A 26562-nucleotide genomic window follows, 5' to 3' on the forward strand; every position below is an offset into this window, starting at 1 on the left:
GACAATTACATTTTAACATATTTTTTGATAATTAATTATATTAGAAAAATAATTCTTTTGGTAAGACAATTTTACCAATAATATAATTATGTAAGTTCCCATAAGAATCAGCAATTACTAATTTAATCCCTAATTCTTCATCTAAAGGTAAGATTGGTAAATTTTCAAAAACATTATCGTTACTGCTAATAACCGGTTTACCTTGAACAAAATGTTTTGTTCATTTTTTTGGATCTAATACCATTAAATAAAATTCAAGTATTCCATACAGATCGAGGTAATGAGTTTAAAAATAATTTAATTGAAAAATTAATTTCAACTTTTAATATTACAAGATCTTTAAGTAAAAAAGGCTGTCCTTATGATAATGCTATTTCTGAATCAACTTATAAAATTTTAAAAACAGAATTAATTAAAAACAGAAAATTTAAAAATGTTGAGTAATTTAAATTAGAATTATTTGACTATGTTAATTGATATAATAATGTGCGAATTCACAGCAAATTAAATTATTTAACACCAATTGAATATAAAAATCGTTACTCTATATAAAATTTGTTCAAAAAACCCTTGCCATTCCAAATCATTTTGTTCCCATAATAAAAGAATACCTTTCAATAAAATTATGACACATAACTAACTTTTTATGTGTCTATTTTATTTTAGGTATTCACATATGAACTTATTTTTTTAGTATTGTTTTTAAATTTATGCTGTTGTAAATTTAACAGTTGCTGTTCCAAAATATTGTGATATAAATCCTCTTGCAGCAATTGTTGCCGATTTTTTGTCATCACTTATTTTAACAATAACATTGGTGAAATGTTCTAGAGATAATTTAAATTGGGCATTAATTGCACTAATAATACTTTCTGAATTAGCTGCTACAATTTTTTTTAAATCAAAGTTAGCTGGAATTAATTTTGCAAGATCTTGGCGATTAATTGCTTTGAAAGTAACATTGACTGAACCAGAATAGATTTGATCATAATCATCATTACCAAAATCACCATTAAAAGGAACTATTTCTATTGTGACATTATCATTATCATCTATTGATTTATCAACTACTTTAATTGACGTTTTATTAACAGTTGGATTTAAACTAATAACTTTATCTATAATAATATCTTGATTAAAATTTTGTAAAGTTGCTAAATCGATTTCTCCTAAATTTGTTTTTGTTATAATATTGCTTAAACTTCTTTGTTGTTCTCATGCATAATCAATTTTAATTTTTCCTTTGAATACTTCTAACTGACTTTTAATCATAAAACTATTATCAGTAATATCAGTTATTTTAAATAAACCTCAGTCACTTAGTGAATCTTCTTTAAGATTATTTTTTTTAATAAAAATAGTACCCAATTCTTCTTTAGTTAATTTTTCTTCACTGTATAATTGACCTAAATTTGTTGTTTCTAATTTAAGAATATCATTTATGTCACCATTAGTAATGTTAAAATGAACTATTATTTTATATGAAAAGACTGGATTTGTAAGGTATTGGGCGGCAATAAGACCATTTTCATCATGATTTCTAAATAACATTGATCCAGGTTTTGGTTTTAAAATAGCACTTGTTGCTGTTAAGTCAGTAATTCAAAAATCTTCTAATAATACATCATGATATTTGTCAAGAAAATCTTTACCATAATATTTTTCAACTAAGTCAAAAACTAATTGATTTTTATTTTCTTCATTATAGTTACCAGATAAGTATTCATGAATATCATATTTTTTCGCTGTTTGTCAATCTGCCCCTTTACCATGTGTTTTAGTCATAAAGTTAGGATTTATATCATTTAAGATTTTAAAATTAAATTGGATTGTTCCTTTCATAAAAATTTTAAAGTTATTTCTACGGTCCGTAATATCATCTGCTCCAAAAACTAATGAACCTTCATAGTTTTTATTAATTTTTGCTGTTAAAACTGGATTATTAATAATTGATTGTCCTGGTTCTAAATCACCTATAGTCAAGGAGGCTAACTGAATAATTTTTCCTTGGTAAAATTCAAATAATGGATTACGAGCACCCACGAATTCCATTACAATAGGGAAAATAGTTGTTAAAATAGCCATAGTGCTATTATCACTGTTGATAAACTTATCAGCAATTTCATAAGGTAAGTAAACATCATTGATGTTAGTTAAACTGGCAAAATCAGTTCAATCAAAAGCTTCATCATTAATTTCAACTTCACCTTTAAAGTCCCCTTCTTTTATTCCAGTTAAAGTTACAATGTGTTTTTCTGAATCAACATTAACTTTTACATCATTTGTTGTTAAATTAGTTTGGTTTAATAAATTAATTAATTCTAATGGTGAAACTTTATCTTTATAAGCATCATCGACACCACTAATTGGTAATGAAGTTTTTGTAATAATTTGACTAATATTTTTCGTTGTTGGATGAATTTTAACTGTTTTTGAAATAAATGCTGATTTTGTTGTTGGTCCCATATAACGAATTGTTGCTTCATTTAAACCTGGTAAAAATTGGATTCTTAGTTTATCAACATTGTTTCCATCTTTTGCTAATAGTTTTTTTAATGCAAATCCATTTGGAACAGTTTGGTAGCTATCTTTAATATTAAATGTATCAATTGCACTTGCGGCATTTTTAGTTCCACATGCAACTACTGAAGTTGTTCCAGAAGCAGTAATGGCAATGGTTCCTAAAATACTTAATAATTTTTTCATTTTCTTTTTCTCCTTTTTTCCGTAAATTATCTCAAACAAACTTATGTTGCCTTTGTGAGATATAATTATTATAAATAAAAAGAGATAAAATATTTTTATTTTGTTAAAGTTATTTAAAAAAAAAAAAAAAATGAAAAAGTTTGATAAATTAGATTGTTTAAAAGTTATTAAATTTTTAATTATTTTACACATATAAACAAGATTTATTTCAAATCTTGTTTATTTTTATTTATTAAATTCTTATTTTCTTCTTTATTTATTTTGGTTTGAATGTTGCGATATTTGGCAACAATCTCACGTTCTTCCGGAGTTCTTTCACTTGGTGCTTTAGCTAATAAACTTGTAATATTTGGTAATTCAACCTTTTCTTTACTTTGTGAAATTTCTCTTTCTGTTTCTTGTTTAACCAAAATATCAACATCAATATTATTTTTACCGGGAACATATGAAAATAAATTAAAAAAGTAGTCATTCAAGAAATCAACAGTATTGATTTCTTTTTCTTTCCGTTCTTTTCCTAAATTAAACTCCTTCGCGAATTTTCAAGCTGATTCCATATACACAAGTCCTGGATTTTCTTTAGAACTAAATATGATTCCATAAGGGTTTTTTAGTTTCATCAAATTCCCGGCTTTAATTAATGGCATTCCTTCTAATCTAGTTTGTGGGGGATTTTTAATAATTTTTTTTGTTTTTGGGTCGCGAGAAGTTGTATAACTGATAACTTCTACTGTTTGATCACCTAGCATTTTTGAGTACATTTCTGCTGTTTGTGTATCATTTGTTTGAATATAAATGTTCAAGTTACAGTTGGAACGAATAATTCCCCCGTTTTCTTTTCCATATTTTTGATCTAATTGTAAAAAATCTTGTAGAATAAGTAAGAAAAACATTCCTCGACTTCGAGCAACCGTTACAAATCCTTGAAAGTTTGGAATCATTGGCATATTCCCAAATTCATCTAAATAAAATTGGATATCTCTTGGCAAACGTTTATTAGATTGTGAATTTGCAACTAAAACATTTGCTTTGTACAGTTGAGAAACAAATAAACTGGCCAGAATATGGCGGTTAGTTTTTTCATCAGGTACTATTAAAAATAACGCTTTTGGTTTATCAGTAAATGTAAATAAATTAATATCATTTTTACAGACAATAGTCTGAATTCCGATATCTTGATAAATTTGTAAGCCCCGATCTAAAGTTGAAAGAATAGAACCCAGTTCTTTATCTCCTGTTTTCAAAGCATTTGACCCTACTATTCGGGCCATTGATTTTAAAGATAAGGAATTATGTCATTGTTTCATTTTTTGGCGGTCAGCAACTAAAATTCCAATAGTTGGTAAATTAAACATTTCTAGTGTCAATTCATTAGGGTCTTTATCCAATATTTCTAGCATTCCTAACATCAAGCATTTAGTAATGCTTCCGGCCATTGTAGAAAAATGGTCGTTATCGCTCCCTTTTAATGGCCAAATTGTTAAAACTAGATCATTAATTTCTTCAATAGCAAAAGATTTTAATTCTCGTTTCATTGTTTCGCATAGCAGTTCTGCTTTACTTACTTTTCTAAATCACATCTTTTCAAAAATAGCTATTTGCCCTTTTTCTTCTAGTGAATTTAAACATTCATAACAAAAACTTTCTTCATGATCATAACACTTAATGTCTTTCAATTTTTCTTTTATCTCTTCTAAGTTATTGAAATTAACTCTTTTAATTTGCTCATGCAATGTAACTGAATCAAAATAGTATTTGAATGCAATAGCTAGCGGGTTTCAAGATGATGATAATTTAGCATCACGTAAATTTAAGGTCAATACTTCATATCCCTTTTCCTGTAATGGTTTAGAAAGATTTTGATATAACTCTCCTTTTGGATCAGTAAAAACCATACATGGTTGTTTTTCAAAAGCCAAATTTGCATTATAGATTGCTGAGGGCATTACGATTTTTTGAGACTTTCCGGAATTTGTCGCTCCTAAACAAACAGCATGCGTATTATCTCGAATGTTAAAAACTAGCTCATTTTTGTTTTTAATAAATCTTGTTGCTCAACCAGGTTGCTCAGAATTTATAAGACTATGATTAGGATATAGTTCATTGAAAGATTCTATTTTTCCCTTTTCTTTTAGTTCATTAACTATTCACTTTGCCGCACCATATTCAGTTGAATCTACTTCTTTAATATAAACTTTTCCCAATTCTTTTTTAATTAAAATAATAATAAAAGTTATAGTTCAAAAAATGGCAGTTAGAATTACGCATAGCAAAGTTATAAAAACCGGATTTTCTTTAATAAACAATCATAAAAAATCAAAATATTTAAGTAATTTAAACCCTTCCATTTTTCATACTTTCAAAAATGGAATTATCACAACCCCAATTCCTAAAACAAACGGAAATATAATAATAGAGTTAATTAAAGATTCTTTTCTAGGTTTATTTCAAAATTTCTTTTTTTCTTGATTATCCATTAAAACTTAGCACTCCAAAAACTATAACTCCAATTATTGCAATTGCTAATACTATAAAATTAAAAATTAATCTAATTTTTATTTCTCTTTTAGCTTTGCAAATTTGTTTTTCATCTAACTTTTTAATTTCTTGTTTTAATTCAGGTTTACTATTAACTCATTTTTGAAAATATTTTGATCATATTTTTTGACAGTACTTATTTCACTTAACAAAAATAATAATTTCATAAATTACTAAAACTATTGATAAAAACATCAATGCCGACATTGTTGTTTGATAAGTCATATTAATATCCTTTCCTTTTGATTTTGTTCTTTACCAAATAAAAAACACATGCATACGATAAAAATCGTAGCATGTGTCATTTGGTCATCTACAAAGATATTATACTATATTATTTTATATTTTTTAGGGCCAATAATTAATACTGGTAATTCTGATGATACTTTGTCTTCATTTTCTTTTCTTTGATTTATAAAATTTGCTAAACCATCACTAATTAATTTTATACAATCGGCTTCTTTTCCTATAAAATGCAAATATCCTCTTTCTGTGCCTACATTTAATAATCATTCTAAGGTTAAATTAAAATAAACTATTAAAGGTATTTCTGAAATATTCAAATTGTCAGAACTTTTATATAACAAAAAATTAGTATCAAAAATAGAATTATATTTTTCAATATTTATATTTTTTTCTATACGCATTTGTTTTTTTCAAAAATTAAACTACAATTTTTTCTAAGAATACATACCATACCAAGATTTGGATCTGGTATCGCAAAAAAATCTTTTCCTATACTATACACAGGTGGATCAGGAATAATAAAAAAATCAATATTAGTTACAAGTTGTAAAGCAAAATAATTAAAATCCTCAATATTTTCATCAGTAATTTCAAATTTTTTATAAAAATTTTCACGTTCTTTATTAATTTGATTAATATCAAGAGCAAGGACCATTCTAACTCTTAAATTATCCATATTATCAATTTTTTTTATTAATTTTACTAGTGTTAGAACATACTTCTGCTATTTTAATCTTTGAGCCTTTTGAATAAGAGCGAAAAATACATAGCCTAATAAAATTATATATTATTTTATACTTATCTTTTAATAAATAGTTTAGCTTTTTGGATAATGAATCATTAGAAAGATTAATACTATTTTCAATTATTTTTTTGGCTGAAGTTGAAACTTTTTCAATATATGGCTGTTCAATTAAATTTCAATCCTCTTCATATTTTTTTATTTGTTTTATATCTAAATTAAGATAAAAATTATCGTTATCATTAACATAAATATTTAAATCATTATCAGAATTAATAATTTCAAAATTATATTCACCCGTAGATAAATCAATTTTAGCAATTCCAAAATTTTTATTGTTTAGGTATTTTAAAAATATTTTTTTTAATAAAGATTGTGGAAAAATATGTGATTTCATTATTTAATTCTCCTTAGAATTTAAATTATATACTGCATTATATCATTAAAATAATTTTTAAAAACAAAAAAACTAACATATAGTTAGCCTTTCTGTGATCAATACGGGACTTGAACCCGCACGTTTTTCAACAGCTGATTGGTAATCAGCTATGTCTACCAATTCCATCAATTGATCATAATAATATTATCATAAAAACTATTTTTTTAACATCACTAATAAAATTTCATATTTGTAGCGCTTAAACAAAGTATTTATAATTCATCAATAATTTTTTACTATATATAAAAGTATCATAAATATTACTATACTAACTTAATATAATACCTTTTGACATATTTGCTGTTCCATAGACACTTGTATATGAATTATATGCAGCCACAAATTGATAACTAGCAACTTGTAGATAATAATTACTATTTTCTTTATATCAAGTATATCCTAAATAAACCCATGCATCTATGTTGGCTAAAAGAGATCATTTCTCATCTTTATATTTAAGTATTGTAGTAAATTTTTTTGCATCATCTGTACTAGTTATTTTATAATTATTTTCTTTTTTAAATTCTAAAGGTATTGATTGACCAATATCATAGTTTCAATAGGCACTGCCCCATTTAACTTCTGAATTAGCTGAACCTAAAAATTTAAGTAATTGATACTCTGGTTTACTCTGCCCTAAATTTATAGTTTTTCAGTCTCATGTATGATCAGATGCACTAGTGCCAGCTCCTCAAGGAGTTGCTTTTGCTTCTACTATTCAGTCATTTTTAGTACTATCATTAAAATAAAAAATAGATTCTCTAGATTCAGAATCAATATTTTGATTCAGATTTTTTTCATAAGTAAGGTATGTGATTGAGCTAAAACTTGTTGATAAAATTCCAGCCCCAGCAATAATACTTAGTAATGCTTTCATAATATAAAAGTCCTTTCTGATAACCCACCCAATTCCCTACCATTATTTAATAAATAATTAATAGTAAATAATAAAATAATTTTATTTAATAAAAACTAAAAAATATTATTTTATATAAGTTAAAAATTAATGTTTTAGAGATATATTTTATTATGTTAATACTTTAAATATAATTAATTAGTATATTTTTATGTCACAATATATTTTTATATTTATATTATAACTCTTAAAAAAACAAATTTTCTAGATATTTTTTATTATTTTCATTAAAATTTCATATTCATAATGTTTAAACAAAGTACTTCTAATTCATCAATAATGTTTTCGATCTAACTCAGTATCATTTGTTCAGGGCGAAATTTCTTGGCCCTTTTTTGCTTTTTCAACCGCATTATTTATTTTATTAAAAGCATCTAAAATTTGCTCTTTAGTATAGAGGCGAAATAAAGTATTTTTTACCCATCAATAATGTCTGTGATCAAGTTTATTATTTAAATTTTCCATATTTTAATTACTCTCCTTTTTAATTCGCGCTTGGACTTCTTGATCAACTTGTCTAATAGTTCGATGCAATTTTTTAAGCATGATATTTTTAATATCTTCAGAATCAAAACTAAATAATAATTTTAATTGCTCTAACATGACATATAGGATATGCAAGTGTCTTTAAATAATTTAACTCTATTAAATGGATTCCTTCTTGTCAAAAAGAAATTAATTCAGTATGTAAGTCATTAAAAATTACTTGATTACATAAATTTTGGTCTAAAACATTTAAACCAACTGAGGCACCCCCACAAAATAGATCAATGAACATATCAAAATTACCCGGTAAAAATGATTTTATTTTATCAAAATGTTTAGCTTTTCCACCCGGCCAAATTAATGGACTAATAAATTTCATTTATTGACTCTTTTTATAAATTTCCATTTCTTTTGGATATTCTTCAATTTGATCTAAACACTTTTGATATTTATAGGTGCTTTGGCTAATAACCTCTAACTTAGCTATTTTTTTAATATTGATAATATTTTTGATACTATTAATTTTTTCAATTTCTAAACAAAATATTTCATTTAGTCTATCATTTAAATCTTGGTTATGAAATTCATTAGATGCTAACATTAAACTTTCATATGCACCAATAATATAACCTCAACATTTTGTAATTAAAGTTGTTTTACCACTTTCTAACTGTTCTTTTAACATTGGCCAACTATCAAAATTTCTTTTATTTTTTGATTTTGGATACTTTACATAACTGATCATAATGATTATCACAAAGTCCTTTCTTTAATTTTTTTGAATAAAACTTTATTTTTCTAGTGCATAGTCAACTTTGCTGGCAATATTCAGTTGATAACTCTTTTAATTCAACTCAGTCATTATTTGGCATAATTATCTCCTATTCTAACTTACGATATTTTTGCAAGCAGGAAAGTTATTACATGCTTTAAAATAATTACCTTTGTAACTTTTGCGCTGAATAATATAACCAATATTACATTTATCGCATTTAACTGAATCTTTAAATATCATGTTAGTTGCATTATTAAAATCTAAAATAAAGTTATTATAAAATAATTTTAGAAATTCAATATGATTAATTTCTCCATCTGCAATTCTGTCTAATACCTTTTCCATATCAGCTGTATATTTTTCATTAATAATATTTGAAAAATATTTTTGCAATAAATTATGGGCTTTAATACCATCTTCAGTAGGATAAATGCTTTTCTTATCAAATTTAATATATTCACGGTTAATTAAGGTTTTCATAATTGTGGCATATGTTGAAGGCCTTCCGACACCTTTAATTTCAAGTTTTTTAATTAATGAATGTTCTGTATATCTTGAACTAGGTTTTGTAAAATTTTGTTCAGCTAATCATTTTGAATCTAAAGTTATTATTTCTCCAACTTTAAAATGATAATTAAAATTATCTAAAGCAATTTCTTGTAAATCATAATAACTAGTAAAGTGATATTTTTTAAAATTTAATTTAAAAGTATATCCGTTATTAGAAAATAATACTTTATATTTAACACCAGTTTCATTTGCCATTAAAGCATATAAGGTATTGTTATAAATTAATTCATATAATTTATATTCATCGTAATTAGCAATTTCTTTTTTAGCTTTTTCTAGTGTTAAATTAATATTTGTTGGCCGAATTGCTTCATGTGCATCTTGCACATTATCTTTAGTCTTACCGGGCTTATATTGACCAACATATTCTTGGCCATAATTTGTTGCAATAAATTTATGGACTGCTACTACAAAATCATCGTTAAGTCTTGTAGAGTCTGTTCGTGGATAAGTAATATATCCATTTTCGAATAAATGTTGCAATAGAGTTGTTGTTTTTTCACTAGAATAATTTAGATCTATATTTGCATCTTGTAAAATACTTGATGTTGTATATGCGTTATAAATATTTTTGTTGAATTCGGTTTCAATGATTTCCTTTACAACTAGATTATTAGTAATTTTAGATAAAGCTTGTTCTGCTTTTTCTTGTGAATTAAGAACTTTATCTTTCACAATTTCTTTACCATCTTGATCTAAATATAATTCAATTTCGTTTTTATCTTTATATTCTTGTTTAATAGTTCAGTACTCTAACTTATTGTGTTCTTTTCTTTCTAACTCAGTATCTACAATTAACTTTAAAGCTACTGATTGAACTCTCCCAGCAGATTTTAAATTTTCTGCTTTTTGGAGTAAATTTGATAACTTAAAGCCCATAATACGATCAATCATTTGGCGCGATTGTTGAGCATTAACTAATTGATAATCTAATTGCCCGGGATTACTAAAAGCATTTTCAATTGCTTTTTCTGTGATTTCATTAAAAGTTAATCTAATTGTTTTATTTTGACATTTTAATTGCTCTTGCAAATGCCATGCAATAGCTTCTCCTTCTCGATCAGGGTCAGTTGCTAAAATAACTTTATCAACTTCATTAGCAAATTGAGTTAATTGCTTTATAGTATCTTTTTTGTTTTCGACAACATTAAATATTGGAGTCATAGTATCTAATTCTATTCCCAATGGATACTTTTCATTTTTTATTACTAATTCTGTAATATGACCCATTGAGGCCTTTACAAGAAAACTATGTTGAGGAAATACTTTTTCTAGATAAGATTTTACTTTATTAATTTTGTTAGGTGATTCTAACACTACTAAATATTTCAATTTAGCACCTACTTTCTATATAAAATATTGATATAATTTTTAAAAGGATGATAAATTATGTTTAAAAACAAGAATAATAGGATTTTATTTGAAAATAATATTTCTAAACAAGATTTTATAATTCGTTTAATTTATGCTGAGTTAAGATTTATTTCAATTCATGAAATTACTAAAATCATTATTGATGAGACACTTGAAGAAATTAGATTATCTGATGGATATGGAAATTCAAATAGTCCAAAAAGTTTTTTACTTGATTTACAAGCTGAATTTATTAATTTTTTTAGTTTATGAAAAAATGAATATAGTGAAAATGAAATAACAATAGATATCTATTCAAAAATTGGGGATTTAGTGCCTATTATCAAACCTTGAAGTAAATCTAAATACTTAGAAATTGCACCAGGAAAACCTACAAGAACAAATAGAATTAATACATTTTCAAATCCATTAGATAAAAACAATAACTTTGGAGGAACTCTATATTATCCATTTCCACTTTTAACAAGAACGGAGCATAATCACACAGCATTTATTTTATTTGAAGAATCAATTGTAGACAAAAAAATAAAAGATACAGTATATAAAACATATTCTCTTAAAAATGTTTCATATATTTTGGATAAAGTTTATTTCAATAAAAATCGATTAGTATTAAAAGATATAGAAATAAATAAAGATACAAATGAACAATTACATAGATTACAAGGAATAATTAAAACATGGCCTTGATTTGCTGTTATATTGTTTAATTGTATATTTAACAAAGATTGAAAAATAATTAATAGATTTCAAATAGATTAAATTCTACTAATGTTTTTATAAAAATATACATATTTAAAATTTCATCTTTATTATAGTCACTTGCTAAAATTCATTCTTCATTTCTTATAATTTTTTTATATGATTTTTCTAGTTCTTCCAGAAATATTTGATTATTTGATCAATATTTTTTATTTTCAGAAATTAATTTTAATATAAAAGGTTTATAGCCAGAATGAATAAGGATTGATTTTGAAATTACTGATTCCAAATTTTCAAAAAAACTAGAATTTTTAAATAAATTTAACTCTATAACATCTCTAATAAAAGAAAACATACTTAATATTTTTTGATTATTATAATTACTTATTAAGATAAGTTCTTTATTTTTTAAAATTTTTTGTTGTTGTATTTTTAATTTCTTTAAAAATATTTTTATATTTGACCAGTAGTCATAATTCTCAAAAATTAGTTTTAAAAGAAATATTTTATACTCTGAAGAGATAAATATTGAAACTGAAATTGTTGATCCCAAATTTCTAAAAAATTCTGAGTTCTTAATGTCTCTTGAATTATACTTTGTTATTTTTCTCATTTTATTTAATTTTAAAAAATTTCTTTTAGTCATATTTATATTTTCTTTTTTTAAATTTGCCATTTAATATACATTCTTTCTATTTTAGTAATTAATATTTAAATATTTTTAAATTTTTAAAGTTCTGTTTTGCTAAGAAAAATGTTTTAACTATTTTTGCATTCAATGCAACATAAATAATTGTCCTTAATAAAAAAATATTTATTATTTGTTTGTTGCATATTTCACATTGTCCAATAACATCTTCCATTGGACAATTTAATAAATCCAAATAACATTCAGAGCATAGAAACATATTTAACGCGTCAAATTTTCTAAAAGCTAAAGGTATTATTTTTGCCCCAGCTTCAATGCATAACTCACAAAATTGTTGTTTTTTATTTTCTTTTTTTAAATTTTCCATTTAATGTACAGTCTTTCTATTAATTAGCAACTTAAAGATATCTTTCACTTTTGTATTTTTTTATAGCATAAATAATGCATTATCATATTAAATTTATTAACTGTATTACCATGTCTTATTTTTTTATTACAAAAATTACAAATTTCAGATTTCTTCATAACTTTATTCTCCTTCTGGTAATTGATCTATTTTTCCTAAACCATCTGACGTAACTATTCACTCATACATATGATTATGAATATCTTCCTCACCATCAAATTCGCTTGGGGATTTACAATTCTTACAAATATCCTTGTTTTCTATTTTTTCAGTATTAGTATAAGGACATGCTTTAAAAAAATCTTTTTGAGTTAATTTTACTTCTTCCTTATTTACTCCATATTTTTCAATAGACCATTCTTGTAGTTGATCTAATGTATTATGTAAAATATTTATTAAATTAATGAAATTTGTTCCTTCTGAATTTTGTCTGGTTTCTTTCCTAATTACTTCAGCATATCTAAGTCGTTCTAAAATTTCATTACGGTAACTGTCATTACTAATTATTTGTTTTAATTTTTTACCATCAATATTTTCTTTAAGTATTTTACTCATAATTAATTAAACCTTCCTATATTTAAATAAGTATCACTTTTGTTAGCTAATGTATTTTGTAATTCCATTGCTTGCTGTAAGTATTGTTTTGAATTATTTCTTTTCATTTCTTCAAATGCTTCAAAAAGTTTTTTACCATTTATCGAAATAATTTCTTCAACTCCTTTTTCTCCATATACTATTTGTTCATAATCTCTGTTAAAAACGCAGGCTGTCGCAAAATACCCTGTCGGACAATAAATATGCCCTGGATTATTTTCACCAACTCCTAAACATGTATTTTCACTTCCACATGGCCATTTTTTGCTGATTTGAAATCATTCTCTTGATCACCAAATAACAGCTTTCGGATTAACTGGCGATTGAACTGCAAAAGCTGTTTTCTTTTCAGTTCATTTAACTAAATAACGTTTATTTAAAAAAACTTGTTTTTTAATTTGTTCCAAATTAGAATGTTCCTTTCTATTAAAATTTTTCTTTGTTATAAATATTATTTTTATCAAAATTTTTATCAGTAATAACTGTATCAATAACATTAATATAATCTTTCATAATTTTTAAATAAATGCCTCAATTTGAAATTATTGGTTTTTTTATAAAAAAACATTCACAAATAGTTATTCTATTTTTTAAATCAAATAAATCTAATTTAAATCCTAGACTAATATGATTTTTTATTTTAATTTCATATTTTCGTTTATATTTATTATTAAATTCTTCAATTGTCATAATGTTTATTCCCTTCTAATTAAAGATTTTCTAAATCTTTTATTAATTGTTTAGTATCTATATTGGCATTATTAACTGAATTATTCTTTTTTTGATACATCTGATGAAATTCATCAATTGTATTTTGTTTTTTACTATTTGAAAAAATAAAATTTTTAATAATTTCACTACCTGGTTTGTAATCTTTCAAATTCTGTAAATCTGTTTTTAAAAATATTGGATACAGATCTGTATTACTAATACCAACCGTTAAACAGTTAGCAAATCCTTCGTCATTAAAAACTCAATTAGCTTTTACATAAAATACTTCTAAACTAACAGATGGATTATTTATGAAATAACCTATTAATTTACCCTGCTTATTTTCTAAACGATGATAAATTTCAGAATTTAGTATGTATAGATTGTAAATATTTTTTGCCATTATTTATTTTCCTTATCACATATGATTTGGACCAAAAACTATTATTCGTCTTGGTAAATTAAGTTTTTTCACATAATAGTCAACAACTCTTGTTGATGACAAATTTAATTCTTTTGCTATGTTTGCATATGATAATCCTTTTGAATGTAGCATTCTTATTTGTTCTGCTTTATTATAATTTTGTAAACTAACATTTAAAGGCATTCTAAAATAAGGTTTAAGTAATGGTTCTAACTGATCACAAATTCCTCCTTCACGATCATATCTATAACTACCACGATATTTATAAAGATTAACGAAACGCCAAACTGTACCAATCGGAATTTCATATTTTCTTGATATATCAGTAGCGCTTAAACCATCTATATATATTTCTTTTAAACATTTCATAATAAACTCATCAGAATATTTTAAATTTCATGCTTTTTTACGTCTTCCAGTTTCGTCATAAAATAAGTTTTCATAAGTTCCTATCGGTGAATTATTAATTTTCATTGTTACTACTTCCTCCCTAGTTGTTGTCATTGATTGGAATCACTGATTTTTTCAGCAACAGCCACTCACTGTTTTTTTAATCAATTTCTAATCTTTGTTTTAATCACTGATGTGCCAAATTAATAAAAAAATCAAAATTTACGCAATAAAAAACACTTTTCATAATTAGACACTCCTTTCGTACTAATTTTTAAAGCTTGATATGTTTAATTTTGAAATTGGGCGCATAAAATATTGTTTTAATAAAATAATGTTAATTTTTAATATAGTTTGTATTTGACTTTTTGACACATGTATATAGTTATATTTAATTTTGTTTTGATATAGTTAAAAAGTAATGTTCCTTGTATCCTTCCTTTCTTAACACATATATACATAATTCTTGAGACTAGCCTGATTTTGATTTAAAAGTTGATTAAAAATTGATTAAAATAAAACAATAATAGATATGTATCAAATGCCTCATTTTTAACTAATCCCAAGAATTATGTATATATGCGATTTAAAGAATAAAATTAGTCTTAGTTTTGAGTATCTTTCTTCTTTAAATTATTTATTGATCATATAAAATATTAAAAAAGTAATGTTCCTGTTGCACTTCCCTTCAACGTATATACACTAAATTCTTGGGACTAACCATATTATTATTAGCAAGATTCTAAATGGACTCAATCAGAAAGACTAGAAAGGAGATTATCAATAGGAACATATCGATAATTAAGTGCTTTAGCTAATCCCAAGAATTTAGTGTATATACAATTTAAGCAGTAAAAAAGACTGAATAATTTCAGTCTTCTAAAATGCTTATAAAATATGGGTTTCCGAACAACCACTTTTTTTATTCGGTCAAAGCACTGATGTATAAAAACCACACACATTTAAGACCACTAGCGCTAATAATAATTGAATTAAATCCATACTTATTACTTGTTAAACTAATTGGATTATATTGGGATCATCTTTAAACTAGTACTTTGAAAAAATAGAGTACTCACTAATATTAAATAATAACTTTTTCTTGGTTTTGCTCCCTTAACTAGTAATTTAAACAATCTTTGAGAAAGGGTTATCATACATTATTAATATTTTTATATATTAATTATAAAATTTTGGCTGATAATTTTCAATATTACTAGGAAATTAAATATTTTGGACAATTAATAGCAAATAAAAAAATGGTTACAACTAACCATTAATATTTATTTCAAATTGGTGAAACTTCATGTACTTTCATACCAGATGCTTTTATGATCTTATTAGTTTTAATATTAGTAGGTTTTTGAAATTCCCTTTTATTTTCACTTTGTACTTTTCCCTCAATAGCCGCTTTTCAATCATTTAAAGTGCCACGACGAGCTTTAGCATTTTTTCAATGCATTGCTAAACAATTATTAACTTCTAATTTACCCCCCTTATCTAGTGGTACTAATAAATCAATTACTCAACCAAATTCACTTTCTTGATTTAACTCGCCAATTTTGATAAAAGCCCCAGCAATATCACGACGAAACAATAAATTATTTCTTCCCCCACCTTGCTGGGTATTGTCTCAAATCATTCTAATTTCTGGTTCTGATAATTTTTTACTAAAATTTGTCATAAAATATATCCTCTCTGATTAATTTTATTAATTATACCTTATTTTTTCTCATTTTTAAACCCCTTATGAGGGTTATTTTAGAAAAGGATTTGATTACAAAAATAGGAATATTTTTAAAAATGAAAAAAGTAAAGTTTTATTCCTTTACTTTTTTATTTTTTTTACTGATGCTGGTTTATTTTTTTCACTTTAATTTTATTAATTAAGACATAAATCCAAGAAGCATGTAATTTTGATTGACCATTGTCTTGATAGAGTGGTTTTAAACCACGTAATAATCAGTATGATAACGTCATTCCCCCTCATCCCATTACAAAAATCGTAAACATCGTATTAACAAAACTACCAAAATTAGTTCCTAACCATAGACGAAAATCAACTGGACCTGGGGTAATTTCTTTGCCCATGTAGATAAAACTAGTGCCAAATGATGTATTAACAATATACATTAATAAGGCATAAATTAATAAACTAAGCGCTGATAATTTGATTCATTTACGATCAAATTGGCGTTTTCCATATAAGTAACTATAAAAATAAATATAAAAACTTAAGAAATGAGCAACAAAGAATTCTCAAAAATGAATTGAAGTGATTGGATTAGTTTGAACTTGCCCTTCTGGAATAAAAATACTTAATCATGAAGCAAAAAGTGGGTAAAAAATAGTTAAACTAAAAAACTTATTATTCTTTCAAAATACAGTGATAATTGAAAAGATTTGTGTTAAGGCGCAAAAATCAAATGGTAAAATCCCTGTTCAATTGATTCCAGCTTCTTGATATGCTTTTAAATTAATTGCTTGCATTACTCTTAGGTAAATCATAAAGATAATTTGAAAGCCAACAAGCGAATATAAAAAATAATTAGTCTTTGATAAATATGCATAACTCTTCGGAAAAACATATAATGAAAAAGTAATTCCTAAACACATTATTAATGGAATAATGTGTTGCCAACTATATAATTCTCATAATATTGGACTATCTGGCGAATTAAATTCAAAAGGATTAATTGTTAATAACATAGTTTTTCTTCCTTTAATATATATTACTGATAAATATTCTAACTTTTAAATTATATCTGATTTTTACAAAAATTCAAAAAAATTTTTTAGTCTTCTAAAAAGAAATTATGACATTTTTTAAAGATTATTAAAATAATTAGATAAAACATAATCAAATTTCTTTGATGACCCTTGCAGGGATAACAGCAACAATAATATTTTTTGATATACTTTTAGTAGCAACAATCCCCGGGCCTATAATTGAATTCTCGCCAATTATAACCCCGGATATTACTGATACATTTACTCCTAATCAAACATTATTTTCAATAATAATCTCTTTTGAAATTGTTCCTTCTCAAAGAGTTTTATCAATAGGATGATTAGTTGTCATAATATTACAATTAGGTCCAATTAAAACATTATCACCAATTATTATTCCACCCTAGTTCAAAAAAATCAACCAAAATTAATAAAACTATTTTTACCTATTTCTAAAGTCTTACCGTAATCTAAATGAATTAAAGTTAAAAATGAAAAACCCTCTGGTAATGGTTTATTAATTACTTTTGAAAATAATTTTAACTTTTTTAGAAATAATACATTTATAATTCAAAATTTGTAATTGCTTTTGTGTATTATTAATTTCCTTAGTTATTTTTGCGATTTCGTTATCTGTTGGTAAAATTAATTCACTCTTTTTATCTCGTATAAAAATATTGGTCATTTTCTAAGCTTCCTTATTCAATTAGATTTAACAGTATCATATTATTCATATCTTTATTTTATATTATAATTTAAAAATGTTTCTCCTAACTAAATATATTAAATAATAATCCAAGAGATTTTTATTTAATATATTTTTAGTTAAAAGAAACATTCGATTGGATACTATCCTTTTTACTATTTACGAAGTCCTAATTGTTCAATAATTGCTTTGTAACGAGCAAAGTCTTTTTTTGTTAAATATGCTAATAAATGTTTACGTTGTGAAACTTTTTTTAACAAGCTACGACGTGAAACAATATCTTTACGGTGTCTTTGTAAATGAGTTGTTAAATTTGCAATGTCTTCTGTTAGTAAGGCAATTTGCACTTCTGCTGATCCAGTATCATTTTTACCGCGTGCATGTTTAGCAATTAATTCTTCTTTTTTTGTTTTTGAAATCATTTTATTTTTCCCTTCTAGTTGGTGGTTTATTATGTTAAAACAAAGTAAATAAAAGAAGGTAACTTTAAAAACAATGTAATAACAACCTAAGTAACATTTTATGCTTTATTTTGAAAAAAATCAATAGTATTTTTTAAATCTTCTTCCAGCGTTATTTTCAATTCAGCTAAACTGTTTACTTTGATATTATAACGCAAATAATCTTCAAATATGATTGTTAATTCTTGGCAATACAAATCACCATCAAAATTTAACAAATATGTCTCAACTCGTTCTTGACCATTTTTGTTTCAATAACAAGTCATACCCTGATATTGCTTATCTTGATAAATAACAGTGGAAACATAGACACCATATGGAATTAATAACTTATTTTGAAGATAATGATTAGCTGTCGGAAAATTAATCAGTCTCCCTTGCTGGTCCCCTTTTTCAACAACACCAGTAACTTGATATTTTTGAAAAAGCATTTTATTGGCAGCAATAATTTGATGTTCTTGTAATAATTTGCGAATTGTTGATGAAGAATAATTAAGGTCACGTGATACTATAGTTACATTATCAGCGCCAAAATAGGAAATTAACTTATCAACATCTCCCAAACGATCTTTACCAAAACAAAAATCTGATCCAACAACAACTTTTACAACATTAAATCGTTCTTTTAAAATATCAAGAAAATCAAATCATGATAAAGCCAAAAACTCTTCACTTACAAGAACACTTAAATAATAATCAAAGCCGATTTGGGCAATAATATCTTGTTTTGCTTTATTTGAAATAATTGCTGTTTGGTTATTATTAAAAAAATCTGTTATTCGTTTTGAAAGGGTAAAAAAAAGACTTTTATTATTTGTTGATGTTTTAATTGTTCCAACTTTTTCTAATAATTTCAAATGGCCTGGATGAATCCCATCAAAAAACCCTAAACATGCTACTTTTTCTTCTGCTAAATTAGGTTCTGTTCAATTTAAGATTTTCATTATTAGTACTTTTCCCCTTTACTTATTAACGTAGGGCCTTGTTCATTTGATCATAATCCTCGTTGACAAGCGTATACATGCTTACCAATATGTTTATAAATTGCTAAAACATTTTTATGCTTATCAATAATAAAAATGTTTGGATCACTATGATTAATAATTACAATTGGTTTTCCTTGACGAATTTCTTCATCATAATGATACATTAATAATGGTTGCTTATTAATAAACAAGGCATCATACATAGAAATAATATCATTGTGGCTAACATCTTCAACTTTAACAGCATCTGCTAACTTAAAATTTCCTGATTGTACACGAGTTAATTGTTGAACGGTTGCCAGAATCCCCATTTTATAAGCAATATCTTCAACTAAACTACGAACATATGTTCCCTTTGAACAAATCACACTAAATTGAATTGTTTGTGTTACATGATTATAACTTTTAAATTTAATTGATTGAATTGTCACTGTTCGTGGTGTAATTTGAACCTCTTGCTCAGCACGGGCATATTCATATAATTTTTTACCACTTACTTTTATCGCCGAATATTTTGGTGGATATTGCTCATAAATAAAACCATTAAAACTTTCAAAAGCTTTTTTAATAATTTTTCTTTTCATTTTAAATGGTGTAATTTCCTCGATAATTTTCCCAGTTATGTCCCCAGAATCAGTTTTAATAAATAATTTCATTGTTACATCATAGCCTTTATCAGCTGTTAATAAATAATCACTTATTTTCGTCCCATTATTTAATAATACTACTAATAACCCTGTCGCTAATGGATCAAGGGTCCCAGCATGGCCAATTTTATTAATTCCTAATTTTTTCTTAATAATTTGAATAACTTGGTTACTAGTTTTACCAACTGGCTTATCAATTAATAAAATACCATCATTTAAAATTGTTGTGCGCATCCTAGTCTCTCCTTATTCCCTAACTGCCTTTAATTATAACATTTCTTCCAATGGTTTCACTACTAAAACCATAACATTTATGAATTCTTTTAAACTTATTGCTAATTGAATTTAGTTGGTTTATGATAATAAAGTATGAAAAATAAATACATTCTAATAATTGCAAATTGTTCTAGCCTTTCCTTATGTGCAAAAAATAATTGCGAATAGCAATATTTTATAAAAATAATTTAAAATTAAAGTTTGTTTTTCATACGACCTTAATCAGTCAGAGTTTTAAAGGCTGTTAATTTACTCTGACTGATTTTTTTTTACAAAAAAAAGAAATCATTTGCAAGTTTAAAAAATTTGTAATATAATTACAAAGTCTTAAGTAAGACAATATGGATAAATCAAATATAGTATTCAGAAGGAAAGATTAAGTAATCTTTATTGATTTAATAATAAAGAAACGAACTAATAAGTGTATAATACTTAACTGGCCTTTTATACAAAATATCTCAAAATAAAACAGTACTTTTATAGTACTGTTTTATTTTATTTAATAACTTTATTATCAATTAATAATGCTAATAAACCTTTGAAAATTAGGGTTTCATCACTGCAATATGTTGGAAAAAAAGTTTGAAAGTATTTACTATTTCCACCAGTTAAAATTACAGTTAAACCAGGGATTTGTTGTTGAATATGTTCAACTAAACTTTTAACGGCATAACCATGGCCATTAACAAGTCCCAAATTAATAGCTTCTTTGGTATTTTGACCAATGTACTTATCTGTTTCTAAAGTATATTCAAATTCTTGTAATAGTTGGGCACTATTAAATAATGCAATAGCTGACGTTTCTAACCCTGGCATAATAATCGTACCAATTAATTGTTTTTGTTTTACTAAAGTGATTGTTGTTGCTGTTCCCATATTAACAATAATACAATTATCTTTTTGATAATTTTGAACGGCAGCATAAGCGCCAACTAAAATATCCGCCCCAACATTTCGCGGATTTGGAACAGCTAAAAAACTTTCTGGAACAGTTAAATTTGTTTTAACTTGATAAAATGCTCATTGCATATCTTGTGCTAACTGACGAAATAAGTTATCTCACATTGGACGAACTGATGATAAACATAATAAACGAATATCTTTTAGTTTTTTGCCAATTGCTATTATTCCCATTTCTAATTTATCAAATAAATATTTTTCTGTTAAAATGTTTTGACTAGGAATAATTAAAAACGGGATAAGGTTTTTATTATCACTAATTGCAAATTTAATTGCCGTATTACCAATATCAACTAATACTTCCATTTTAAATCCTCATTTCTAGCATTGACTAATAATCTTTTGAATAATTTGCCCTGCAATTGTTAGTTTTGAGGCCTTATTAATTTTTTCAACCTCAGTTTTTGTTAAAAAGATAATTTCATTATCACTTTGTTGCATACTACTTGTTTGATTAATAATTAATAAATCAAGGTTTTTATCAATTAATTTCTGACGAGCATAATTTAAATCAAAATCATTTTGAGCACTAAAACCAACTAAAAATTGGTGGGTCTTTTTTAACCCCAGCTGGGCAAGAACATCAATATTTTTATCTAATGTCAATTTTAAAGATGGGTTTTGTCGTTTTGCAATTTTACCTTTAAAAGGTTCTTTAATTTGATAATCATTTAAAGCAGCACAGCAAATGACGATATCTTGCTGAGCAAAGTAGTTTTCCATTTCCCCTAGCATTTCCTGATTAGTATTAACTTTAATATGATCATAATATAGAGGAAAATCTGTATCCCCAACAACGGTTGTTAGCCCACAGCGACTCCAAGTTAATATTTGATGTAAGGCATCACCCATTAAACCAGAAGAATTATTTGTTAAATAACGAATATCATCAAGATATGTCTTTGTTCGGCCAAAATTTAGTAATACCTTTTTCCCTTTTAACTTATCTAGATAAGTTAAATATTTACTAATTGTTTGATCGACATCTTCTCATTCTCATGCCCGGCCAATTCCAACGGTTTTACAAGCTAACAGCCCCACTTTGGGTGGAAAAACTCCGACACCATCTGCAATTAGTTGTTTAAGATTACGTTGGTTAGCTGCTGATTGATACATGACATTATTCATTGCCGGAAACAGCATTTTATAACAATCACTAGCGCTATAAACTAAACTAGCCAAATTATCAGTAATTCCAGTAGTAATTTTGGCAATAAAATTATGACTTGCTGAATAACAAACTAATAAATCAGCTTGCGAAGCTAAATCAATGTGAAGTGACTTACTATTTTTATCATAGTATTGTTGAGTAAATAACTCGCTAAAAGCATCTGGTGGTGATTCTGGTAAAAAATACTTAACATCTGGTGTTAACACTAATTTAACATCATGGAGAACTTTTAATTTTTGATATAGTGCTAAACCTTTTGGGGCAGCAATACTACTTGTTAGAATTAAAATTATTTTAGCCACAGTCGTTAACTCCCTTAACCTATTTCTTATCTAAAACTAATAATATCCTATTTCAATAAAATAAAAAATATATTTTACTAAATATATTTTTTATCCATTCGAACGTAACATCTTCTTTGCATCTGTTCGAACATAATTTAATTGTTCTGTTCAAGCCATTCATTCTAAATAACGATAGTAAAATGTTCGAACATAATTTAATCTTGAGCCATAATTTTCTAATGTAATAATTTTTACTTCTTTTAAAAACTTTAAATACATGTAATGCAAATCTGCTTCTTTTTTATAAACGTTATAGTGCAAATCGGCAAACTCTTTAACAATCCCAATAATTGTTCGCTCTAATCCTGAGGTTTTCTCTTGAATTAATTCCGCAATCATTTTATCTTTTGTTGCTAAATCATTATTAACATTTTTATTTAAATAATAGACTTTAACTTTTAAACTAAAAATTGGATTAACATTTGAAGTAATATGCTCATTGTCAGTAATTAAAGTTAGTTCTTTTATTACTGAATTGTAGAACTTACTACCATTATAATATTTTACTTCCACTTTTTCACCTCATAATTTTTCTTGCTGTAATATTATAGCATAGTTTTTTAATTATAAATTAATTTTTAAAAAGATTATTAATTATCATAACCAATAATATAGTCATCATTTTTTAAATTTTCAACAGCTGAAAGCATTGCTTGTAAGCGCATATAGTAATTTGAGGCTGAAATAATTGGATATTTATAATCAAAATAGGTTTTAATATAAGTTGATTTATTACGATAAGTTGCTAATCACTTATGGGCAATTAGATTTAATTCTTCCATAATTTCGCGTTGATTAACACTAATTGCATCCCGTCTTTTTTCAGCTGGTAATTTTTTAAACAATTCTGTTGCCTTCTTTTTAAAATTAATCGCATAATTGATAAACCCAACTGGTCCGGCAACCTTAATTGGTGTCACATATAAACTTAAATCATGGTTACGACAAAAGTCATAGTGAATTCGGGATAACTCAGATTTTTTTAACTCATTTTGAATATAATTTAAATCATTATAATTTTTTAAATTAAATATTTTAAAATCAATAAAATAATCATATGGAGTTAAAAAACAACTATTAGTATACCAACTATAACGAGAAATTGATTCGAAAATTTCTTCTTCAATAAATTCTAATTCCCGAAAATAATAAGTTTCAGACATTCAATAGCGTTCAAGAATATAGAAAATTAATTCTTCCCCATCAATATTATTAATAAATCAATTTTTTTGAAAAGTAGTACTACGATATTTTGCTAATGTTTTTTCATCTAAATCAACATCAGAGGTTACTTTTTGTAAATATTTATCATATTGTTTGACAAAATATTCATAAAATCATCGTAAAACCATAATATAAATAATGTAATAATAACCAAACTCACTGCCAACAACATATTTAATCATTTTTACCAATGATCGTAACAAATTATTGGAAATTTTATTTGCCTTATTAAAAGCCTTTACAACACTAATAACATTATCTTTTTTTTCAATCCCATTTCGTCAGAAAACATAGACTAACTCATCATTACTATTTTTTTTATAAACAAACGGAATAATTCGAATTGTTAAAATAATTTCATCGTCAATTTTATACTCTAAATATCCTTCATTTTGAGTATTTTTTTGAAATGGGTCACAGCCACTAAAGCGTTTAACTTCTTTGCCAATATCTTGAAACATCTTATCGCGAAGACCAGTTTTTTCCTGGGGAAAATGCTTAATTACTGCAATTTCTAACTCCAACTTGCCATATTTTGTCATTGTTTTACAGCCATATTCACCTAAAGCAACAGTTTCATAACCTAACGCATTAAAAACTTCACGATAATGTTCAAAAATAGCTTTAATTTTGTGTCGAAAATTAATTTGTAAATCAAAGTGTTTTTTGACAATACTATTCAATTCTAAAAACTTTGCTTTTTTAGCTTTCATTGTGTTCCCTGTCCTATTTAATATTAATTATTTTATCATCGATTAAACTAATATTATTAGCATTTGGGGTTCTATTTAAACCTGGTAATGTAATAATATCAGATAAATAAATAATAAAATACTTTGCTCCTGAATTTATTTTAACATCCCGAACCGAAATTGCATTATCATTACCATCATTATTACCACTAATTGTTTGATGATTTTTAGCCATACAAACCGGTCAATGACGAAAATCACTGGCATTATATTTATTAAGTTTTTTTTCAGCCATTTCAGAAAAAATAACCTTTTCCACCCCATAAATCTTTTGACAAATTGTTAGAATTTTAGCAGTAACTGTTGTTGTTTGTGGATTAAATAAAGGCTGATATTCTTGGTCCTCTCTTGTTTTTGCAATTATTTTATTAACCAAATCACTATCGGCGTTAACTCCATTTTGATAAGTTGTATTAATAGCATAACTGACAGTTTGAGCAACTAATCATTCTTCTAAACATTTCAATTCGCTAGCATCATCTTGGGAAAATTTATTAATACACACTACAAATGGTAAATTATATTGTTTAATAATATTTATGTGCTTATTTAAATGGTCAAAGCCTTTTTGTAAAGTAATTAAATCAACTAAATCTAGCTTCTCTTCTGACATTCCACCATGAAGTTTTAAAGCCCGAATTGTCACAACTAAGACAGTACAAGCAGGGGTATATTCTTGTTGCAAATTAATAATATCATTAAATTTTTCAAATCCTAAATCACTGCCAAACCCAGTTTCAGTAACAACATAGTCAGCTAATTTTAGTGCTAAATCAGTTGCAATTAATGAATTTGTTCCATGAGAAATATTAGCAAATGGCCCACAATGAACAAAAGCTGGGGTATGGTATTTTGTTTGAACTAGATTAGGGCGAATTGCGTCTTTTAATAATGCCATAATAGATCCCGATATTTTTAATTCTTTTAAATAGATTGGTTCTTGCTGGAAATTATAAGCAACAATTGTATCATTTAAACGTTCTTCTAAATCTGCTAAATTTTTGCTCAAAGATAAAATTGCCATAATTTCACTTGCCGCGGTAATTTGAAAGTGCTCAGAACGAACAATGTTATGTCCTAAATTTAATGTTACATTACGCAAAGCGCGATCATTGATATCCAGACAACGTTGTCAAATGATTTTATTAGGATCAATTGCTAACGAATTATTTCAATATAAGATATTGTCAATAACTGCTGAAACTAAATTATTGGCACTAGTAATAGCATGGAAATCTCCGGTAAAATGTAAATTAATTTCTGGTTCAGGAACAATAATACATTCTCCACCCCCAGTGGCTGCTCCTTTTAAACCAAAAACAGGTCCTAATGATGGCTCACGTAAAGCTAAAACTACTGAATAATTTAAATGATTCATTAAATCAGCAATCCCAATCGCAGAAGTTGTTTTACCTTCTCCGGCTTTTGTTGGATTAATTGCCGTTACTAAAATTAATTTTCCTTTGCGAGGAAGACTGGTAAAAACCTCTGCTTTAACTTTTGCAATATGATTACCATAGAAAATTAATTGCTCTGTTGTTAGACCAAGTTTTCTTGCAATTGCTTTAATATCTTTCATAACAGGCTAAATCCTCTCTTTTTATTATTAAATTAACAAAAAAAATATTTTATAAACA

Annotated in this window: 32 protein-coding genes and 1 tRNA gene; 2 read left to right on the forward strand and 31 right to left on the reverse strand. The window is 25.7% G+C overall.

Annotation, left to right across the window (positions count from 1 at the left end; genetic code table 4):
• Positions 1–40 precede the first annotated feature (40 nt).
• Positions 41–244, reverse strand: coding sequence for a hypothetical protein (locus SCHRY_RS02860; RefSeq protein WP_016338966.1), 204 nt, complete (start codon positions 242–244; stop codon positions 41–43).
• A 212-nt stretch (positions 245–456) separates the two neighbouring features.
• On the opposite strand from SCHRY_RS02860, the gene SCHRY_RS05655 reads away from it, so the two are divergent.
• Positions 457–552 carry an IS3 family transposase gene (locus SCHRY_RS05655; RefSeq protein WP_408020250.1) on the forward strand — a complete coding sequence of 32 codons (96 nt, stop codon included), beginning with the start codon at positions 457–459 and terminating at the stop codon, positions 550–552.
• Positions 553–708: 156 nt separating this feature from the next.
• On the opposite strand, the gene SCHRY_RS05265 is transcribed toward SCHRY_RS05655, so the two are convergent.
• The 12 genes from SCHRY_RS05265 to topA form a co-directional block, all read right to left on the reverse strand.
• Positions 709–2706: a lipoprotein gene (locus SCHRY_RS05265; RefSeq protein ID WP_016338967.1), complete on the reverse strand. Its 1998-nt coding sequence runs from the start codon at positions 2704–2706 to the stop codon at positions 709–711.
• A gap of 203 nt (positions 2707–2909) precedes the next feature.
• Positions 2910–5183 (reverse strand): type IV secretory system conjugative DNA transfer family protein, encoded by a 2274-nt coding sequence (locus tag SCHRY_RS02875; protein WP_016338968.1) that lies wholly within the window; start codon positions 5181–5183, stop codon positions 2910–2912.
• Positions 5176–5469 carry a hypothetical protein gene (locus SCHRY_RS02880; protein WP_016338969.1) on the reverse strand — a complete coding sequence of 98 codons (294 nt, stop codon included), beginning with the start codon at positions 5467–5469 and terminating at the stop codon, positions 5176–5178. Before SCHRY_RS02880 ends, SCHRY_RS02875 begins: the two co-directional genes overlap by 8 nt.
• A 104-nt stretch (positions 5470–5573) precedes the next feature.
• Entirely contained in the window at positions 5574–5891 is a 318-nt protein-coding gene (locus SCHRY_RS02885; protein WP_016338970.1) for a hypothetical protein, read from the reverse strand.
• On the reverse strand, positions 5882–6166 hold the full coding sequence (locus SCHRY_RS02890) for a hypothetical protein (RefSeq protein ID WP_144060285.1): 285 nt from the start codon (positions 6164–6166) through the stop codon (positions 5882–5884). The genes SCHRY_RS02885 and SCHRY_RS02890 overlap by 10 nt, the downstream gene beginning before the upstream one ends.
• A gap of 1 nt (position 6167) precedes the next feature.
• Positions 6168–6629 (reverse strand): hypothetical protein, encoded by a 462-nt coding sequence (locus SCHRY_RS02895; RefSeq protein WP_016338972.1) that lies wholly within the window; start codon positions 6627–6629, stop codon positions 6168–6170.
• A 95-nt stretch (positions 6630–6724) separates the two neighbouring features.
• A tRNA-Gly gene (locus tag SCHRY_RS02900) sits at positions 6725–6806 on the reverse strand.
• Positions 6807–6939: 133 nt separating this feature from the next.
• Positions 6940–7548 carry a hypothetical protein gene (locus tag SCHRY_RS02905; protein WP_016338973.1) on the reverse strand — a complete coding sequence of 203 codons (609 nt, stop codon included), beginning with the start codon at positions 7546–7548 and terminating at the stop codon, positions 6940–6942.
• Positions 7549–7791: 243 nt separating this feature from the next.
• Positions 7792–8052, reverse strand: a complete 261-nt coding sequence (locus tag SCHRY_RS02910) for a hypothetical protein (protein ID WP_016338974.1) — start codon at positions 8050–8052, stop codon at positions 7792–7794.
• A 109-nt stretch (positions 8053–8161) separates the two neighbouring features.
• Complete coding sequence (locus tag SCHRY_RS02915; protein ID WP_016338975.1) at positions 8162–8452, reverse strand: DNA adenine methylase; 291 nt, start codon at positions 8450–8452, stop codon at positions 8162–8164.
• A complete protein-coding gene (locus SCHRY_RS02920; RefSeq protein ID WP_016338976.1) occupies positions 8453–8830 on the reverse strand; it encodes a hypothetical protein in 378 nt (125 codons plus the stop codon).
• A 129-nt stretch (positions 8831–8959) separates the two neighbouring features.
• Positions 8960–10750 carry a type I DNA topoisomerase gene (gene topA, locus SCHRY_RS02925; protein ID WP_016338978.1) on the reverse strand — a complete coding sequence of 597 codons (1791 nt, stop codon included), beginning with the start codon at positions 10748–10750 and terminating at the stop codon, positions 8960–8962.
• Positions 10751–10807: 57 nt separating this feature from the next.
• Between topA and SCHRY_RS02930 the strand changes: the two genes are divergently transcribed.
• Complete coding sequence (locus tag SCHRY_RS02930; protein ID WP_016338979.1) at positions 10808–11554, forward strand: hypothetical protein; 747 nt, start codon at positions 10808–10810, stop codon at positions 11552–11554.
• Here the strand turns inward: SCHRY_RS02930 and SCHRY_RS02935 are convergent.
• The 18 genes from SCHRY_RS02935 to SCHRY_RS03025 all read right to left on the reverse strand — a co-directional run bounded on the left by SCHRY_RS02935 (position 11532) and on the right by SCHRY_RS03025 (position 26504).
• On the reverse strand, positions 11532–12170 hold the full coding sequence (locus SCHRY_RS02935) for a hypothetical protein (protein ID WP_016338980.1): 639 nt from the start codon (positions 12168–12170) through the stop codon (positions 11532–11534). The two genes, SCHRY_RS02930 and SCHRY_RS02935, sit on opposite strands and share 23 nt — an antisense overlap.
• Positions 12171–12198: 28 nt before the next feature.
• A complete protein-coding gene (locus tag SCHRY_RS02940; protein ID WP_016338981.1) occupies positions 12199–12510 on the reverse strand; it encodes a hypothetical protein in 312 nt (103 codons plus the stop codon).
• A 162-nt stretch (positions 12511–12672) separates the two neighbouring features.
• On the reverse strand, positions 12673–13104 hold the full coding sequence (locus SCHRY_RS02945; protein WP_016338982.1) for a hypothetical protein: 432 nt from the start codon (positions 13102–13104) through the stop codon (positions 12673–12675).
• 2 nt (positions 13105–13106) lie between these two features.
• On the reverse strand, positions 13107–13550 hold the full coding sequence (locus SCHRY_RS02950; RefSeq protein ID WP_016338983.1) for a hypothetical protein: 444 nt from the start codon (positions 13548–13550) through the stop codon (positions 13107–13109).
• Positions 13551–13569: 19 nt separating this feature from the next.
• Positions 13570–13833 (reverse strand): hypothetical protein, encoded by a 264-nt coding sequence (locus tag SCHRY_RS02955; protein ID WP_016338984.1) that lies wholly within the window; start codon positions 13831–13833, stop codon positions 13570–13572.
• 19 nt (positions 13834–13852) lie between these two features.
• A complete protein-coding gene (locus tag SCHRY_RS02960; RefSeq protein ID WP_016338985.1) occupies positions 13853–14257 on the reverse strand; it encodes a hypothetical protein in 405 nt (134 codons plus the stop codon).
• 12 nt (positions 14258–14269) lie between these two features.
• On the reverse strand, positions 14270–14782 hold the full coding sequence (locus SCHRY_RS02965) for a hypothetical protein (RefSeq protein ID WP_144060286.1): 513 nt from the start codon (positions 14780–14782) through the stop codon (positions 14270–14272).
• 1162 nt (positions 14783–15944) lie between these two features.
• Positions 15945–16352, reverse strand: coding sequence for a hypothetical protein (locus tag SCHRY_RS02970; protein ID WP_016338987.1), 408 nt, complete (start codon positions 16350–16352; stop codon positions 15945–15947).
• 161 nt (positions 16353–16513) lie between these two features.
• A complete protein-coding gene (locus SCHRY_RS02975) occupies positions 16514–17377 on the reverse strand; it encodes a TMEM164 family acyltransferase (protein WP_016338988.1) in 864 nt (287 codons plus the stop codon).
• A 136-nt stretch (positions 17378–17513) separates the two neighbouring features.
• The gene (locus SCHRY_RS02980; RefSeq protein WP_016338989.1) at positions 17514–17750 is read right to left on the reverse strand and encodes a DapH/DapD/GlmU-related protein; all 237 of its coding nucleotides are present in this window, start codon (positions 17748–17750) and stop codon (positions 17514–17516) included.
• 509 nt (positions 17751–18259) lie between these two features.
• Positions 18260–18526 carry a 30S ribosomal protein S15 gene (gene rpsO, locus SCHRY_RS02990; RefSeq protein ID WP_016338991.1) on the reverse strand — a complete coding sequence of 89 codons (267 nt, stop codon included), beginning with the start codon at positions 18524–18526 and terminating at the stop codon, positions 18260–18262.
• 98 nt (positions 18527–18624) lie between these two features.
• Positions 18625–19509 carry a riboflavin kinase gene (locus SCHRY_RS02995; RefSeq protein WP_016338992.1) on the reverse strand — a complete coding sequence of 295 codons (885 nt, stop codon included), beginning with the start codon at positions 19507–19509 and terminating at the stop codon, positions 18625–18627.
• Between the two features lie 2 nt (positions 19510–19511).
• Positions 19512–20432, reverse strand: a complete 921-nt coding sequence (gene truB, locus SCHRY_RS03000) for a tRNA pseudouridine(55) synthase TruB (RefSeq protein WP_016338993.1) — start codon at positions 20430–20432, stop codon at positions 19512–19514.
• A gap of 537 nt (positions 20433–20969) precedes the next feature.
• The gene (locus tag SCHRY_RS03005) at positions 20970–21740 is read right to left on the reverse strand and encodes a type III pantothenate kinase (protein WP_016338994.1); all 771 of its coding nucleotides are present in this window, start codon (positions 21738–21740) and stop codon (positions 20970–20972) included.
• 15 nt (positions 21741–21755) lie between these two features.
• A complete protein-coding gene (coaBC, locus tag SCHRY_RS03010) occupies positions 21756–22907 on the reverse strand; it encodes a bifunctional phosphopantothenoylcysteine decarboxylase/phosphopantothenate--cysteine ligase CoaBC (RefSeq protein ID WP_016338995.1) in 1152 nt (383 codons plus the stop codon).
• Between the two features lie 90 nt (positions 22908–22997).
• Positions 22998–23462 (reverse strand): hypothetical protein, encoded by a 465-nt coding sequence (locus tag SCHRY_RS03015; protein WP_016338996.1) that lies wholly within the window; start codon positions 23460–23462, stop codon positions 22998–23000.
• A 77-nt stretch (positions 23463–23539) separates the two neighbouring features.
• Positions 23540–24886 (reverse strand): hypothetical protein, encoded by a 1347-nt coding sequence (locus SCHRY_RS03020; RefSeq protein WP_016338997.1) that lies wholly within the window; start codon positions 24884–24886, stop codon positions 23540–23542.
• A 13-nt stretch (positions 24887–24899) separates the two neighbouring features.
• The gene (locus SCHRY_RS03025) at positions 24900–26504 is read right to left on the reverse strand and encodes a formate--tetrahydrofolate ligase (protein WP_016338998.1); all 1605 of its coding nucleotides are present in this window, start codon (positions 26502–26504) and stop codon (positions 24900–24902) included.
• Positions 26505–26562: the final 58 nt, after the last annotated feature.

The organism is Spiroplasma chrysopicola DF-1 (genome assembly GCF_000400935.1).
Classification (GTDB): Bacteria; Bacillota_I; Bacilli_A; order Mycoplasmatales; family Mycoplasmataceae; genus Spiroplasma; species Spiroplasma chrysopicola.